This is a genomic window from Streptomyces sp. JLBJ103, assembly GCF_058215575.1.
Window position 1 is genome coordinate 572,280 of record NZ_CM177089.1, and the last position, 15,929, is coordinate 588,208.

Here is a 15,929-nt window from a genome sequence, read left to right on the forward strand (position 1 = left end):
GGCGGCCCCTGTGAAGACGGGCCCAAGCTCCGGCGCGCACGGCGCGCCGGTGGGGAGGGCATGCGCCCTCCCCACCGGCGTAGTTGACGCCCCCTCCCCCGGGCCCCAGGCTTGGGCCGATGCGATCTCGGGCCAGGGAGGGTACGGGATGAACGACGCGGCGGTAGTGGTGGGCGGAGGGCTGGCGGGGACACTGGCACTAGGCGCTCTGATCGGGCACGTCGGCACGGTCACCGTCATCGAGCGGGACCGCTATCCAGAGGATCCGGTGTTCCGCAAGGGCGTGCCCCAGGGACGCCATCTCCATGTCTTCCTCAGCGGCGGTCAGCGCGCCCTGGAGACGCTTCTCCCGGGCACCCTCGCGGAGTTGGAGGCGGCGGGCGCGCACCGGATGGAGATGCCGCGCGATGTGATCACCAGGACCGCCAGCGGCTGGCATCGCCGTTTCCACGAGGGCCGGCACGCCGTGCTCAGCTGTACCCGCCCGCTGTTCGACGCCACCGTACGGGCCCGGGTGCTCGCCGAGGCGGCCCGCTCCGGCACCCGGGTGGAGGTGCTGGAGGCGACCGAGGCCATCGGGCTGCTGGGTACGGCGGACCGGGTGACCGGTGTACGGGTGCGGGCGCGCGACGCGGAGCGCGCCGAGCGCGAGATCCGCGCCGATCTGGTCGTCGATGCCTCCGGGCGCTCCTCGCGCGCTCCCCAGTGGTTCGGGGAACTCGGCCGCCCCGCGCCGCGCGAGGAGGTGGTCGACGCCGGGCTGGGCTACTCCACCCAGATGCTGCGGCCCGCCGAGCCCCTGGAGATGGTGATGGTCGTCGAGCCGCGGCCCGACTGCCCGCGCGGCGCCGCGTGGTCGCCCGTCGAGAACGGCAACTGGCTGCTGACCATGACCGGAGTGCGCGGCCACCATCCGCCGACCCAAAGCGCGGAGGTGCTGGACTTCATCGCCTCGCTCGACGAACCGCATCTGCACGAGCACGTGACCGGCTGCACACCGGTGTCCCCGCCGTTCGGCTACCGGGACACCGCCAACCGCCGCCGCTACTACCACGCCCGGGGCGGTGTGCCCGAGGGCTTCATCGCGGTCTCGGACGCCGCGTGCACCTTCAACCCCATCTACGGCCAGGGCATGTCGGTGGCCGCGCTGAGCGGTCTCGCCCTGCGCGACTGCCTGGTCAAGGGAGGTCTGCGGCCGGGTTTCGCGGCCGCGACGCAGCGGGCGGTGGCCCGAGCAGGCGACACCGCGTGGCTGACCGCCGTGGGCGCCGACCGGCCGTACGCCGCGGCCGGGGACGCGACCCCGCCGGGTGCCGCCGAGCGGATCCAGACCTGGTACTTCGACCGGCTGGTCGCGCGGGCGACGATCGACCCGGTGGTGGGTGCGGCCTTCCGCGACATCACGCATCTGGCCGCGCCCACGTCCCGGCTGCTCTCCCCCGCCGTCGCACTGCGGACGGTACTTCTGCCGCGCCGTGGGGGGCTTCCGACGCCGCCGCTGCGGGTCGAGGAGGCGGTGCGGTAGGGGCGGGGGCTGTGGGGTTCTCCGGCCCGCCCCGTCGCGCGTTCGCTCAGCTCGCTCCTGTGCTCCGGATCAGTCCGCGTAGACGGTGGTCCGTGCCGTGCGCGAAGTAGCCGCCGCGCCGCCGAAGTTGTCCTCGACCTCGGCCTTCTCGGAGGCGTCGGGGTTGGGGTTGGCACAGGACGTCCCGGCCGTGGAGCCGGACATCAGGCTGGAGCACGGGCCCGGCTTCTTGTCGGGCAGCCCCAGGATGTGGCCGAGTTCGTGGGAGGAGATCCGCACGGTGTTGTAGCCCTGGTCGACGGCCTGGCGGCCGAAGTAGACGGTGCCGCTGCCCAGTCCTTCGACAGCGGCGCGGGGCCAGCCGTCGTCCGCGACGATACGGACGTTCGCCCGCTGACCGGAGGTGGCGGGCTTGAGCTGGACGTTGGTGACACTCTCGTTCCACACGGCCACGCCCTTGGCGACCGCGTCCTTGAACTCGGCTGCCCCGGAGGCGTCGTAGGTCACCACCCGGGCTGCGGCGTGTCCGGCCTGCGAGCCTGCGGCGGGGGCGGCCACGGCCTGTCCGCCCGCCAGGGCGAGGGTCGCCGCCACGGCGGCTGGTAAGGCACGCACAAGCCTTCTGGATGTCACGATCGGCCTCCTGTGGGGGAAGGAACCTTTTGGGCGTCTGGACGTGAACATGATGCACCGCCATGCTCATCGGCCACCATGCCCACCCCGGGCCCCAATCAACCGGCAGTCCCGCCTCCGGTTTGTGCGGTGGTGGCCACCCGTTCGGCCCAGGGTTCCGTCCGGGCCGCCGCGCGGGCCGTGCCCCGGGCGGGGGAACGCCGCCGCGACAGAGGGCCGTGGGCTGTTTAGCCTTCAGGGACATATGCCGTCTGTGAAGGACGTGAGCGCCATGACGGACACCACCGACACCAACACCCCCTCCCCCGCCTCCCCCGCCGCCGGCCACTGGCGCCTGGACGCCGACCGGTCCTCGGTCCGTCTCCGGCACCGGACCATGTGGGGACTGGTCAATGTCAAGGGCGCCTTCACCCGGATGGAGGGCGACGGCGAGGTGAGGCCCGACGGCTCCGCCCACGGCAACCTGGCCATCGACGCCGCCTCGCTGGACACCGGCAACCGCAAACGCGACACCCACCTGCGCGGCCCGGAGTTCTTCGACGTGGAGAACCATCCGCGGATCGTCTTCACCGTGACCGACGCGTCCCCCGAGGGCAGCGGCGCGGTGCGGGTCAACGGTGTGCTGACCATCGTCGGCCGCAGCCACCCGATGACGTTCACCGCCCGGCTCGACGAGGCGGCCAAGGACACCGCCATCCTCACCGCGGAGGTCGTGATCGACCGCCACGACTTCGGGATGACCGCGAACCCCGGCGGCATGATGACGGGCGCGGCCACCGTGTCCGTCGTCGCCGGGTTCACCCGCCATTAGGCCCTGTCCGCGCCCGGGGCGCACACGTTTCGTGGGCCCCGGCGCGGCCCCCTAGAATCGCCGGATGGCTCTCCCGGAAAACGGTCCCGAACCCGGCAACGGTCCCGACGGCAGCGAGGCGGAGCGCGTACTGCGCCGCGTCTTCGGCTACGACGCGTTCCGCGGAGGTCAGCGGGAGATCATCGAGCATGTGGTGGCCGGTGGTGACGCGCTGGTCCTGATGCCGACCGGCGGCGGCAAGTCGCTGTGCTACCAGATCCCCGCGTTGGTCCGTAAGGGCGTGGGGGTGGTGGTCTCGCCGCTCATCGCGCTGATGCAGGACCAGGTGGACGCCCTGCGCAACCTCGGGGTGCGGGCCGGTTTCCTCAACTCCACCCAGGATCCGGACGAGCGGCGGCTGGTCGAGGCCGAGTTCGTCGCGGGCGAGCTGGATCTGCTGTATCTGGCGCCGGAGCGGCTGCGTCTGGAGTCCACGTTGCGGCTGCTGGAGCGGGGCACGGTGTCGCTGTTCGCCATCGACGAGGCGCACTGCGTGGCCCAGTGGGGCCATGACTTCCGGCCCGACTACCTGGCCCTGTCCGAGCTGCACGAACGCTGGCCCGGCGTGCCCCGGATCGCGCTCACGGCGACCGCCACCGAGGCCACCCACTCCGAGATCGCCTCACGGCTGAAGCTCCAGGACGCCCACCAGTACGTGGCCAGCTTCGACCGCCCCAACATCCAGTACCGGATCGCCCCCAAGAACGACCCCAAGCGGCAGCTGCTGGAACTGCTGCGCACCGAGCACACGGGCGACGCGGGCATCGTCTACTGCCTGTCCCGCTCCTCGGTGGAGAAGACCGCCGACTTCCTGGTGAGCAACGGGATCGAGGCGCTGCCCTACCACGCGGGTCTTGACGCGCTCACCCGTGCCGAGCACCAGGCGCGGTTCCTGCGCGAAGACGGTCTGGTGGTGGTGGCGACCATCGCCTTCGGTATGGGCATCGACAAACCGGATGTGCGGTTCGTGGCCCATCTGGACCTGCCCAAGTCCGTCGAGGGCTACTACCAGGAGACCGGCCGCGCGGGGCGGGACGGTCTGCCGTCCACCGCCTGGCTGGCGTACGGGCTCCAGGACGTCATCCAGCAGCGGAAGATGATCGACACCTCGGAGGGCGACGAGGCCCACCGGCGGCGGCTGGGCGCTCATCTGGACGCCATGCTGGCGCTGTGCGAGACCGTCGAGTGCCGCCGGGTCCAGCTGCTGGACTACTTCGGGCAGCAAAGCGGTCCGTGCGGCAACTGCGACACCTGTCTGACCCCGCCGGAGTCCTGGGACGGCACCATCCCCGCGCAGAAGCTGCTGTCCACGGTGGTCCGGCTGAAGCGGGAACGGAACCAGAAGTTCGGCGCGGGCCAGATCATCGACATCCTGCTCGGCAAGAAGACGGCGAAGGTCATCCAGTTCGACCATGACGCGCTGTCGGTGTTCGGCATCGGCACCGAGCTGCGCGAGGCCGAATGGCGCGGTGTGGTACGGCAGTTGCTGTCACAGGGGCTGATCGGCGTCGAGGGCGACTACGGCACGCTGGTGCTCACCGAGGGCAGCGCCACGGTGCTGAACCGGCAGCGCGAGGTCAGACTGCGGCGGGAGCCGGAGAAGGCCGCCCGCGCGGCGAAGTCCGCCAAGGCGGCCAGGCCCAAGAGCGCGGAGGCGTCCGCCGAACTGCCCGAGGAGGCGGTGCCGGTCTTCGAGCGGCTGCGCGCCTGGCGCGCCGCCTCCGCGAAGGAGCAGGGGGTCCCGGCGTATGTGATCTTCCATGACGCCACCCTGCGGCAGATCGCCACCGAGCGTCCCACAACCCTGGAGGCGCTGGCCACGGTGAACGGTGTCGGGGAGAACAAGCTGGCCAAGTACGGACAGCAGGTCCTGGACGCCCTGACGGAGTAGCGACCGGGGCTGGTACGGCGGCGTCGCGGCGCTCAGCCGGGCGGCAGCGGCAGCCAGATGGACTCGCCGGGCGCGACGGTCAGGGTGCGGTCCGGGAGCCGCAGCTCGATGGGCGGCTCCTCCGAGTCCGGCACCCTGATCCACAGCCGTCCGGAGCGCAGTCGCAGCACGATCCCCCAGTGGCCGCGGTAGCGCACGGACACCGCGTACTCCGAGAGCTCCGGCAGCGGCACCGGGTCCAGCCACAGGGCGTCCTCACGGGTCTCCAGACCGGTGAGGCCGCGCTGCACCAGATCGAGGGTGCCGCCCATGGCGCCGAGGTGGATGCCTTCCGCGGTGGTACCGCCCTGGATGTCGGCCACATCACCGGCCAGCGCCTCCTGGCAGTACCGCCATGCCTCGGCACGGCGGGCCCGCGCCAGTACCCAGCCGTGCACCAGCCCGCTGAGGGTCGAACCGTGGCTGGTGCGGCGCAGGTAGTACGCGACCGTGGCGTGCCAGGTCTCGTCGTCGAGGCCGTAGCCGAGCTGATGGAAGAGCTCGGCCAGTTCGGCGGGAGAGAAGAGGTAGCCGAGCATCAGCGCGTCGGCCTGTTTGGACGCCTGGTAGCGGTTGACGGTGTCGCCCTCGGACTCCAGGATCCGGTCCAGGCGGCGGATGTCGCCGTAGCGTGCGCGATAGCCGTCCCAGTCCAGCTCGGCCAGGTCCTGGTAGCCGTCGAACTGGCTGATGACGCCCTGGTGGAAGGGGATGCGCAGCCGCCGGGAGACATCCTCCCAGTGCTCCGGTTCGGCGCGGTCCAGGCCGATGCGCTCGAACAGTTCGCTCCGCCGCGGCTCGGGCAGGGTGCGGGTCAGCTCCAGGGCGCGGCTGAGCACCCAGGCGGCGGTGACATTGGTGTACGCGTTGTCGTCGAGGCCGGGCTGCTGGGCGCCGGGGTAGCCGTCGTGGTACTCGTCGGGGCCGACCACCCCGCGGATGCGGTACCGGCCGTGATCCGGGTCGAGGACGGCGGCGTCCGCCCAGAACCGGGCGATCTGCACCAGCATCTCCGCGCCCTTGGTGTGCAGGAAGTCGGTGTCACCGGTGGCCTGACCGTACTGCCACACGTTGTACGCCACGGCCGAGCCGACGTGGTGCTGCAACCGCGAGTAGTCGGGCAGCCAGCGGCCCGAGCGCGGGTTCACATGGAGGATCTGGGTCTCCTCGCGGCCGTCGCTGCCGCTCTGCCACGGGTACATCGCACCGGCCCGCCCGGCGTCCGCCGCCGCGTGGCACGCCTGGGGCAGCCGGCGGTGCCGGTAGTGCAGCAGGGCCCGGGACACCTCGGGGAAGTGCAGATTCAGATACGGCAGGACGAACAGCTCGTCCCAGAACACATGGCCGCGGTACGCCTCACCGTGCAGTCCGCGCGCGGGTACGCCCACGTCCAGCTCGGCGGTGTGCGGGGAGAGCGTCTGGAAGACATGGAACAGATGCAGCCGCAGGATGCGGCCCGCCTCGCCCGGCACCTCCAACGCGCCCTCGCGCCACAGGTGTTTCCAGGCGGTGTGGTGCGAGGCCAGCAGCCCGGCGAAATCCGGGGCGCGCTCCACGCGGTCGACGGCGGCGCACAGCGGATCGGCGATCGCCGCGTCCCTGGAGGTGTGCACCGCCACGGTTTTCTCCACCGTGACGGGCGCCTTGGAGGTGATCGGTAGGGTCAGCCCCCGGACGGCCCCGGTCCCGGTGAGGCGCTGTCCGGTGGTGACGGCCACGCCCTCGGTCACCCGGGTGCGCGCGGCCATGGCCACCCGTACGTCGGAGGCCGAGGTACGGCAGCTCAGCCACACCGTGTCGGCCGCGGCGACCCCGGTGCGCAGCTCGGTCAGATGGTGCCCGGCCAGATCGCGGTAGCGGGCCACCCCCGCGTTGGCCACGGCACCGTCGAGCCCGGACTCGATCTCGACCGTGCCCGACCAGCCCACGGCGGTGAAGGTGGTCCGCTGTGCCGCCAGATGCGGATCGCCCATGTGGACCAGCCGCCGCTGCTCCACGACGAGCACCCGACGGTGGCGGTCGGTGAACCGCAGCCGCCGGGTGAGCGTGCCGTGCCGCATATCGAGGGTCTGCCGGTACTCGGTCAGTTCCTCCCCGTCGGGTGTGAGCCAGGGCCCGGGGCCGGGCACGGCGGGGTCCGGCCCGGAGAGCCGGTAGCGCAGCGGGAGCCAGTCCGGCAGGTTGACCAGGTCCTCGTTCTCGACCTGACCTCCGGCGATCTCCGACACCAGCCGGTTGTAGCAGCCCGCGGCATAGGTGCCCGGGTAGTGCACCTCGTCGGCCGCGGTCTCGGAGGCCGCCCCCCGAGTGGCCAGGTAGCCGTTGCCCAGGGTGCACAGCGACTCCCGCAGCCGCTCCTCCGCGGGCACGTAGCCCTGGTACTCCCACACCCAGTCCGACACGGCCGCTCACCGGCTCTCGCTCCTCGACACTCCCATTGTCGTCGGGGGCGGAGGGGTTCACCGGTCGGATGGCGCCACCGGGGTGGTCAGCAGATCTTGTAGTCGACGCGGCCGCTGTTGTACGAGCAGGTGTCGACGGTGGATCCGCCGCTCTTGCGCAGCGTGGCCTTGTCACTGGTGTTGTTCCAGACGTAGGCCCGGCGGTCCTGGTACCTGGTGGCGGAGGTGTCCGAACCGGTGCCGGTGCGCACGGTCACGGTCTTGCCCGCGCCGAGGGTATAGCTCGGGAAGGTGTACCTGTGGTTGCTCGCGTCCGCCAGCACCCAGCCCTTGAGGCTGACCCCGTGTGAGGTGGAGTTCTTGATCTGGACGTATTCGGCGTTGAGGCTGGAGTTGCTGCGGTTGTCGCTGCCGGGAGAGTCGTAGTAGATCTTGGACAGGTGGACCGAGCCCGCGGCTCCGGCGGGCGCCGCGGGGTACAGCAGCGCGGCGGCGCAGCCGACGGCGAGCAGGGCGCCGGTGCGGGCGGCAGTTCGGGACATACGTCTCCCCCTTGCGTGTGGTGCGTGATGAGCGTGATGGCACAGGACGGACGGACGGCCGCGCCCGAAGATGGTTTGGAGTCATCGAGATGACTCCTTCGGTGCGGCCGCCCGTCCGTCTTCCCCCCACTTTGTGTGGAGCACCAGAGTGGCCCGCCGGGAGCCCCGGCGGCAGGGCTGCGCGGCCCTTGATGCGGGGCCGTCCGGCCCCTGGTCCGGTGGGGTGCGGTATGGGCGGTGGCGGGCCGGACCGGGCGGGGGGACCGCGGCGCGGCGGTTACGTTGACGCGGTCACTCTTGAAGCCCGTCCCCGGCCGTGTCAGCGTGGCGATCCGTCCCTCCACCCCGCCACCTCGGGAGACACCGGTGACCGCATCCTCGCTGCCCGTGGACATCGTGCGCGCCCGCCGCCACGGCATCGCCGATCTGCTGTCGCGCACCGCGCTGCGGCTGCCGCACAAGACCGCCGTGGTCGACGGTCCGCTGCGGCAGACGTTCGCCGAACTCGACGCGGTGGTGGACCGGACCGCGGGCGCGCTGGCCGCGCGCGGGGTGGCCCGGGGCGACCGGGTGGTGCTGTACGCGCGCAACGCACACGGCTTTGTGGTGGCCTACTTCGCGCTCGCCCGGCTGGGCGCGGTGTCGGTCCCGGTCAACTTCATGCTGACCCCGCCCGAAGTCGCCTATGTGCTGGACCATTCGGGAGCCGTGGGCATCATCGCGGGCGTGGATCTGCTCGACGCCGCCGACGCCGCGCTGGCGGAGGCGGCACCGCCACGCCTCGTGGTGCGGGCGGCGATCGGCGGCGGGCGCGGCGAGTGGGAGGACCTCGCGGCGCTCGGCGAGGAGGACGGGCACCGGGTGCCCGACCCCGCACTGACGGACGACGATCCGGTGCAGCTGATGTACACCTCGGGGACCGAGTCCCGGCCCAAGGGCGCCATCATGACCAGCCGTAATCTGATCTCCCAGTATCTGACGGCGATCGTGGTCGGCGATCTGTCGGCCGATGACGTCGAGATCCACGCGATGCCGCTGTACCACTGCGCCCAGTTGCACGCGTGTCTCACCCCGGACATCTATCTGGGCGCCACCTCCCTGGTGCTGCCCGGCCCGGATCCGGCGACCCTGCTGGCCACCATCGAGGCGGAGCGGGTGACCAAACTGTTCGCGCCGCCGACGGTGTGGATCGCGCTGCTGCGCCATCCGGAGTTCGGCACCCGCGATCTGTCGTCGCTGCGCAAGGGCTACTACGGCGCGGCGTCGATGCCGGTGGCCGTACTGGCCGAGCTGCGTCACCGGCTGCCGGGGCTGGCGCTGTACAACCTCTACGGCCAGACCGAGATGTCCCCGATCGCCACCGTGCTGGGCCCGGACGACCAGGAGCGCAAGGCCGGATCCGCGGGGCGGGCCGCGCTCAACGTCGAAACGCTGGTGGTGGACGAGGACGACCGTCCGGTGCCGCCAGGCACGATCGGCGAGATCGTGCACCGGGGCCCGCACACCATGCTCGGCTACTGGCGGGACCCCGAGCGCACCGCGGAGGCGTTCCGTGGCGGCTGGTTCCACAGCGGCGATCTGGGGGTGATGGACAACGAGGGCTATCTGACCGTCGTCGACCGCAAGAAGGACATGGTGAACACCGGCGGGGAGAACGTGTCCGGGCGCGAGGTGGAGGAGGTCATCCACAGCCATCCGGCGGTCACCGAGGCCGCGGTGTTCGGGGTGCCGCATCCGTACTGGATCGAGGCGGTGACGGCGGTGGTGGTGCCACGGCCGGGTGAGACGGTGGACGTCCAGGACATCCTGGACCACTGCCGCTCCCGGCTCGCGAGTTACAAGGTGCCCAAGTACGTGGCGCTCGCCGAATCCTTGCCGAAGAACCCCAGCGGGAAGATCCTCAAGCGTCAACTCCGCACGGTCTACGCGTATTTGGGCGAGGTCTGACGGGCCCGAGGGACGGTCAGCGGCGGGGCGAGCGCCGCCGCGGCGCCTCTTCCTCCTCTTCTTCGCCTTCCTCCTCTTCCTCCTCTTCCTCCTCGTCGTACCCCTCGCCCTCGTCCTCTTCTTCGCCCTCGTACTCTTCTTCGCCCTCGTCGTACTCCTCTTCGTCCACGACCTCGCCCTCGCGGATCTCGCCGCGCCAGCCCTCGATCTCGTCGGGGTTGAGCAGCACTTCGGCCATCAGATGGCGGCGGAAGTGCTTCAGCTCCAGGCGCACCCGGCGGCCCTGAGCCCGCCAGATGTTTCCGGTGCGCTCGAAGAAGCCCTGCGGGTAGTACTGGAGGACCACCATGATCCGGGTGAGCTCGGGGGCGATCTCATGGAAGGTGACCGCGCCGTTCACATGGCCCTTCTCGGCCCGTGAAGTCCAGATGATGCGCTTGTCCGGCACCTGCTCGACGATCTCGGAGTGCCACTTGCGGTGCGACCAGAAGACCTGCGCCTTCCAGTCCAGTTCGGTGTCGGACTCCTGTGAGACGTCCTCGACCTTCTTCATATAGCTGGGGAAGTCCTCGAACTGCGTCCACAGGTCATAGGTGAGCGAGAGGGGCGCCCCGACATCGATCTGCTCGACGATATTGGTGACCTTCAGCGACTTGTCCCGCCCACCCCCCTTGCCGCCGCCCAGGCCCGGGACCACTTCCTCGACCGTGTCCACCGCCTTGTCCTTGACGGTCTCCAACCCCGCCTTCACCAGCGGCTTCACGGGTACGTCCAGACCGCCTCCGGCCTTGCCCACGGCCTTCTTGCCGCGCTCGGTCACCGATGACACGGCCTTCTGCCCCAGGGCGCCCACGAGGTTCCGCGCCTCCTTCTTCAGACGCTCAGTGGGCAGTTCCTGGACGAGCGCGCCGAGCGCTCCCGAGCCTCGTTCATCCGCCTTCCGCGCCATAGGCCCTCACCCCTGACTCCGCCGTCCGGACCCTCCGGACTCGCTTCGCTTCCGGGTCTTCGCCGGGCGGTCGGCGGCCGGTTTCCGCCGCCGGTCCTCGCTCCGGCTCCGCTCCGCGCCCCGCGTCCGCTCCCCGCTCCGGCCGCGCTCGGCGGACCGCGCGGCGGACGTGCTCTTGCGCTCCCGCGCCCTACCCTTCGCCGCCCGCTCGCCGGAGGTCTTCCGCTTCTCGGATGTGTCCGGCTCCTCGGACGTATCCGGCTTCTCGGAGGTGTCCCGGCCGCGCAGGGTGCTCGCCCGGCGCTCCAGCCGGTCACTCAGAGCGTCTATACGATGACTGGCCGCCGACACGACGGCCGACCGTCCCGCGGACGCCACCTGGCCGCGGACATCGCGGCCCAGCTTGCCGATGTCCGAGGTGGGCAGCGCATCGACACCCGGGGCATGGCGGGATGCGAGTCGCTTGCCCGCCGCCATGCCGGCGAGCGCGACGGCCCATCGCACCCTGTGACGGCGCCCGAAGAGGTAACCACTGGCGAAGGCCAGCGCCGCCTCGCTCTTCATAATCGGTCCTCCTCACCGCCGCCGGAGTACGGCCGCCGCTCGAAGAGCCCCCTACACGGGCCTCCACTTCGAGTATGTCGCATTCACCCTATTTGCGAATTCCGGGGATTCCCGAGATTCCGCGGATCCTGGAGTTCCGCGGTCAGGCCGCCAGCGCCGGGTGCAGCACCACCTTGGTGTAGCCCTCGATCCGCTGATCGAACTTCTCGTACGCCGACGGCGCCTGGTCCAGCGGGAGTTCATGCGAGACCACGAAGCTCGGTGTGGCGCGACGGGCGATGATCATGTCGCGCAGCTGGCGGTTGTACCGCTTGACGTTGCACTGGCCGGTGCCGATCCGCTGCCCCTTCTCAAACATCCGGCCGATGGAAAGGAGGAGCTCACCGTGTCTGGCGTGCTCGTCGGGGCCGCCGGGGTCGGAGGGCACATACAGGCCCGGCACCCCGAGCATCCCGGTCGGCCGTACGGTGTCCACCAGCCCGTTGAGGACGATCGCGGGCTCCTCGTGGCCGGCGTCGCGGGACTGGGCCTGGTACCCCACCGCGTCCACCCCCTTGTCGGTGCCCTCCCCACCGGTCCGGTCCTTGATCTGCTCCGCCGGGTCGCCCTTGGTGAAGTCGATGGGAATCGCCCCGATCTCCTCGGCCTTGGCGAGCCGTTCGGGCACCCGGTCCACCACGAACACCTTGGCGGCACCGCGCAACAGGGCCGAGTAGGCGGCCATCAGCCCCACCGGCCCGGCGCCGTAGACGACCACGCTCTCGCCCAGGGAGACCTGTGCCAGCTCGCAACCGTGGTAGCCGGTCGGGAAGATATCGGCGAGCAGAACGAAGTCGGTCTCGAACTCATCGCCTTCGGGCAGCTTCAGACAGTTGAAGTCGGCGTAGGGCACCCGCAGATGTTCCGCCTGGCCACCGGTGTACGGCCCCATCGCCACATAGCCGTAGGCCCCGCCCGCGAAGCCGGGGTTGACGGTCAGACAGAAGCCGGTGTTGCCGACGAGGCAGTTCTTGCAGAATCCACACGCCACGTTGAACGGCATGACCACGCGGTCCCCCGTGGACAGCGAGGTGACGCCGGAGCCGGTTTCCTCGACGATGCCCATGTTCTCGTGTCCGAAGACGATGCCCGGCCGGGCCGCCATACGCCCCTCGTACATATGCAGGTCCGCGCCGCAGATCGCACTGGAGGTGATCCGTACGAGCACATCGTTGGGATGCTCGATCCGGGGATCGTCGACATCCCGCACGGCCACGGTGAAAGGCTCTTCGTAGACAACGGCTTTCACCTCGACCACCTCCGCGTCGGTCACCTGCGGACCGGCGGCGGCGGACAAGGCGGGCGCCGAAGACACGGGACCGGTCCGGGCCCCGGTCACGCCGTGGCCCCGGTGCGATCACACTTCACCGCCGGATACGTTCCCAGGTAACCGCCGTCCGCCGGGGCCCGCAACCGCGGCCCCCACCAGGCCGGGGACCCGCCCTCCCTCGCGGGAGGCGATCGGTCAAGCAGTCGCCGAAGGGCCGGCCCGCGTAGCGGCGGCACAACGCCTTCAGGCAGGCGGACTCCGTATGGAACGCAAGCAGCGCGTCCTGGAGCGCGACCCGGACCCGGTCAAACTGTGGGCAATCCTCGGCGAAGCGGGCCTGAGGTACACCATCGGCGGCCCCGACGTCATGCGTGATCAGTACGAGGAACTCACGCGGCTGTCGAAACTCGGCTCCTCAGCCCTGGTGGATGAGCGCAGGGCCGCTGAGCCTGCGCATGTCGTAGGGGTAGAGCCAGGGACCCCAGGTGCCGGCCTCGAGCGCGTCGATCCCGATCAGCGCGTCGGATGCGTTCTTGCAGCGGGGGTGCCGGCGAAGGCCGCGATGCGGGGGCGCAGGGTGGGCAGCCATGCGGCGACGAGCCGCGGGTCGCCGTCGTACCACCGGTGAACTTCAGCTGGGTGACGCGTCGGACACACCGCGTACCAGGTCCTGTCCTGTCGATCTTCGTGGATCAGCCCGCGGCGTCTGGTGAGGGGGCACCTCCCAGCGGTAGCTGGGGGAGGATCGCAGGAGGGTCGTCCGCGTACTGGGCGTACTCGGAAGACCCCGACAACGCGGCGAGGCGCGGCGCCAGGCGTCGCGGGCCCGCGACGATCGGCAGGACAGGGCCTAGCCGACGTCGACCCAGTCCAGGGTGCGCTGCACGGCCCTCTTCCAGCCCGCGTAGCCCTCCTCGCGCCGCTCCTCGCTCCACTCCGGCTCCCAGCGCTTGGACTCGCTCCAGTGGGAGCGCAGCTCATCGGTGTCCCGCCAGAAACCGGTGGCGAGACCGGCGGCATAGGCGGCGCCCAGTGCGGTGGTCTCGGCCACCACCGGACGGCTGACCGGCACCCCCAGCACATCGGCCTGGATCTGCATGCACAGGTCGTTGTCGGTGACCCCACCGTCCACCCGGAGCACATCGAGATGGGTTCCCGCGTCCTTCTCCATGGCCTCCACCACGTCCCGGCTCTGGTAGCAGATGGCCTCCAGGGTGGCGCGGGCGAGATGGCCATTGGTGTTGTAGCGGGTGAGGCCGACGATCGCGCCGCGTGCGTCGGAGCGCCAGTACGGGGCGAACAGGCCGGAGAACGCGGGGACGAAGTACACCCCGCCGTTGTCCTCGACGCTGCGGGCCAGCCGCTCGCTGGCGGGGGCGTCCTCGATGATCTTCATCTGGTCGCGCAGCCACTGCACGGCCGAGCCGGTCACCGCGATGGAGCCCTCCAGGGCGTAGACGACGGGTTCGCCGTCGAACTGGTACGCCACCGTGGTGAGCAGTCCGCTGGTCGAACGCACCAGTTCCGTACCGGTGTTGAGGACCAGGAAGTTGCCGGTGCCGTAGGTGTTCTTCGCCTCGCCGGGGCTGAAGCACACCTGGCCGACGGTGGCCGCCTGCTGGTCACCGAGGACCCCGGTGATGGGGGTCGCGGTGCGCAGCGGGCGGGTGGTACGTGCCTGGCCGTACGCCTCGGCGTGGGAGGAGGGGTTGATGGTCGGCAGCATGGCCCGTGGAATGCCGAAGATCTCCAGCAGTTCGTCGTCCCAGTCCAGCGTCTCCAGGTTCATCAGCATGGTGCGGCTGGCGTTGGTGACATCGGTGGCGTGGATTCCGCCGCCGGGGCCGCCGGTGAGGTTCCACAGCACCCAGGCGTCGGTGTTGCCGAAGAGCGCGTGGCCGCGTTCGGCCGCCTCGCGGACGCCCTCGACGTTGTCCAGAATCCACTTGATCTTGCCGCCGGAGAAGTAGGTGGCGGGGGGCAGTCCGGCCTTGCGGCGGATGACCTCGCCGTGGCCGTCCCGTTCGAGGGCGGCGGCGATGGTGTCGGTGCGGGTGTCCTGCCAGACGATGGCGTTGTGGTACGGCCGGCCGTTGCGCGGATCCCAGATGACGGTGGTCTCGCGCTGGTTGGTGATGCCGATGGCGGCCAGGTCGGCGGGTGAGAGATCGCCGGCGCGGATGGCGTTCTGCATCACGGAGTTGGTGCGTTCCCAGATCTCCACCGGGTCGTGTTCGACCCACCCCGAGCGCGGCAGGATCTGGTGGTGCTCCAGCTGGTACCTCGCCACTTCGCCGCCGTCGTGGTCGAAGATCATGAAGCGGGTGCTGGTGGTCCCCTGGTCCACGGCACCGACGAAGTCCGGCATGCGGCCTCCTCAGCTCTCGGGACCCTCGGGGGCCGGAATGCGTCCCACTTCCTGTGGTCCGGCCGTCAGGAGGAAGCGGCTGACCAGGAGCTTGTAGAGGGCGGCGCCGACGAGCCCGCCGATCAGCGGGCCGACGATGGGCACCCAGAAGTAGAAATTCCCGTACTGGTCCCGCCAGGCGGTGCCGTAGCCGGTGATGAAGCTGGCGAGCCGGGGGCCGAAGTCGCGGGCCGGGTTGATGGCGTATCCGGCGTCGGCGCCCCACGCCATGCCGATCGCGACCACGACCAGGCCGATGATGAACGGCGCCAGGTTGGCCTTTGGCGGGTCGTTCAGGACATCGGTGAGGGCGAAGATCAGCAGTACCAGAATCGCGGTGCCGATGATCTGGTCGCGCAGCGCGCCCCATTCGCTCACCGGGAGCGAGCCGTTGCCCGGCAGGGTGGAGAACACGAACTGCGTCTTGAAGGTGTGCCCCGGGTCGGCGCCCGCCAGCACCTCGGTGTAGTTCCAGCGCACCAGCAGCGCGGCGACGAACGCACCGAGCGTCTGGGCCAGGGTGTAGGGCAGCACCTTGCTCCAAGGGAAGCCCTTGAAGGCCGCGAGGGAGAGAGTGACCGCCGGGTTGATATGCGCGCCGCTGAGCCGTGCGGCGACATAGACGCCCAGGGTGACGCCGAGTCCCCAGCCCCAGGCGATGGAGTCGTGGTCGCCGAGCGCGCCCGGTGGTTTGGTGAGCGCGCCGGCCGCCACCACCTGCGCCACCACACCGCATCCGAAGAGGATCAGCACCATCGTCCCGGCGAACTCCGCGGAGAGTTCGCCGATCAGTCCCGAGCGCCGGCCCTGCTCCTTCTCCTCCGTCATGGGCCCATGGTGTGCGCGGCGCGGGCGGTACGGCTCTTTCTGC

The 15,929-nt window shown here is 70.6% G+C and carries 13 protein-coding genes; 5 read left to right on the plus strand and 8 right to left on the minus strand.

Annotated elements, in window-relative coordinates:
• The first annotated feature begins 148 nt into the window (after nucleotides 1-148).
• Nucleotides 149-1,525, plus strand: a complete 1,377-nt coding sequence (locus AC4BEG_RS02350) for an NAD(P)/FAD-dependent oxidoreductase (protein ID WP_490704232.1) — start codon at nucleotides 149-151, stop codon at nucleotides 1,523-1,525.
• 69 nt (nucleotides 1,526-1,594) lie between these two features.
• Here the strand turns inward: AC4BEG_RS02350 and AC4BEG_RS02355 are convergent, their stop codons facing one another.
• The gene (locus tag AC4BEG_RS02355; protein ID WP_490704233.1) at nucleotides 1,595-2,158 is read right to left on the minus strand and encodes a snapalysin family zinc-dependent metalloprotease; all 564 of its coding nucleotides are present in this window, start codon (nucleotides 2,156-2,158) and stop codon (nucleotides 1,595-1,597) included.
• A 271-nt stretch (nucleotides 2,159-2,429) separates the two neighbouring features.
• On the opposite strand from AC4BEG_RS02355, the gene AC4BEG_RS02360 reads away from it, so the two are divergent.
• Both AC4BEG_RS02360 and recQ read left to right on the plus strand, forming a co-directional pair.
• Nucleotides 2,430-2,969, plus strand: a complete 540-nt coding sequence (locus AC4BEG_RS02360; RefSeq protein ID WP_490704234.1) for a YceI family protein — start codon at nucleotides 2,430-2,432, stop codon at nucleotides 2,967-2,969.
• A gap of 64 nt (nucleotides 2,970-3,033) precedes the next feature.
• Nucleotides 3,034-4,899: a DNA helicase RecQ gene (gene recQ / locus AC4BEG_RS02365; protein WP_490704235.1), complete on the plus strand. Its 1,866-nt coding sequence runs from the start codon at nucleotides 3,034-3,036 to the stop codon at nucleotides 4,897-4,899.
• 32 nt (nucleotides 4,900-4,931) lie between these two features.
• Here recQ and AC4BEG_RS02370 read toward each other — a convergent pair whose 3' ends face one another.
• Together AC4BEG_RS02370 and AC4BEG_RS02375 are read right to left on the minus strand one after the other, a co-directional pair.
• A complete protein-coding gene (locus AC4BEG_RS02370; RefSeq protein ID WP_490704236.1) occupies nucleotides 4,932-7,340 on the minus strand; it encodes a glycoside hydrolase family 65 protein in 2,409 nt (802 codons plus the stop codon).
• A gap of 86 nt (nucleotides 7,341-7,426) precedes the next feature.
• Complete coding sequence (locus tag AC4BEG_RS02375; RefSeq protein ID WP_490704237.1) at nucleotides 7,427-7,882, minus strand: lamin tail domain-containing protein; 456 nt, start codon at nucleotides 7,880-7,882, stop codon at nucleotides 7,427-7,429.
• A 366-nt stretch (nucleotides 7,883-8,248) separates the two neighbouring features.
• Between AC4BEG_RS02375 and AC4BEG_RS02380 the strand changes: the two genes are divergently transcribed.
• A complete protein-coding gene (locus AC4BEG_RS02380) occupies nucleotides 8,249-9,829 on the plus strand; it encodes a fatty acyl-CoA synthetase (protein ID WP_490704238.1) in 1,581 nt (526 codons plus the stop codon).
• A gap of 16 nt (nucleotides 9,830-9,845) precedes the next feature.
• Here AC4BEG_RS02380 and AC4BEG_RS02385 read toward each other — a convergent pair whose 3' ends face one another.
• The 3 genes from AC4BEG_RS02385 to AC4BEG_RS02395 all read right to left on the minus strand — a co-directional run bounded on the left by AC4BEG_RS02385 (nucleotide 9,846) and on the right by AC4BEG_RS02395 (nucleotide 12,630).
• The gene (locus AC4BEG_RS02385) at nucleotides 9,846-10,778 is read right to left on the minus strand and encodes an SRPBCC family protein (protein ID WP_490704239.1); all 933 of its coding nucleotides are present in this window, start codon (nucleotides 10,776-10,778) and stop codon (nucleotides 9,846-9,848) included.
• Between the two features lie 6 nt (nucleotides 10,779-10,784).
• Nucleotides 10,785-11,342, minus strand: a complete 558-nt coding sequence (locus tag AC4BEG_RS02390) for a hypothetical protein (protein WP_490704240.1) — start codon at nucleotides 11,340-11,342, stop codon at nucleotides 10,785-10,787.
• Nucleotides 11,343-11,484: 142 nt separating this feature from the next.
• A complete protein-coding gene (locus AC4BEG_RS02395) occupies nucleotides 11,485-12,630 on the minus strand; it encodes a glutathione-independent formaldehyde dehydrogenase (protein ID WP_490706958.1) in 1,146 nt (381 codons plus the stop codon).
• A 283-nt stretch (nucleotides 12,631-12,913) separates the two neighbouring features.
• On the opposite strand from AC4BEG_RS02395, the gene AC4BEG_RS02400 reads away from it, so the two are divergent.
• Nucleotides 12,914-13,279, plus strand: a complete 366-nt coding sequence (locus AC4BEG_RS02400; RefSeq protein WP_490704241.1) for a Scr1 family TA system antitoxin-like transcriptional regulator — start codon at nucleotides 12,914-12,916, stop codon at nucleotides 13,277-13,279.
• 222 nt (nucleotides 13,280-13,501) lie between these two features.
• Here AC4BEG_RS02400 and glpK read toward each other — a convergent pair whose 3' ends face one another.
• Entirely contained in the window at nucleotides 13,502-15,019 is a 1,518-nt protein-coding gene (gene glpK / locus AC4BEG_RS02405; RefSeq protein WP_490704242.1) for a glycerol kinase GlpK, read from the minus strand.
• 9 nt (nucleotides 15,020-15,028) lie between these two features.
• Nucleotides 15,029-15,886, minus strand: a complete 858-nt coding sequence (locus AC4BEG_RS02410) for an MIP/aquaporin family protein (protein WP_490704243.1) — start codon at nucleotides 15,884-15,886, stop codon at nucleotides 15,029-15,031.
• Nucleotides 15,887-15,929: the final 43 nt, after the last annotated feature.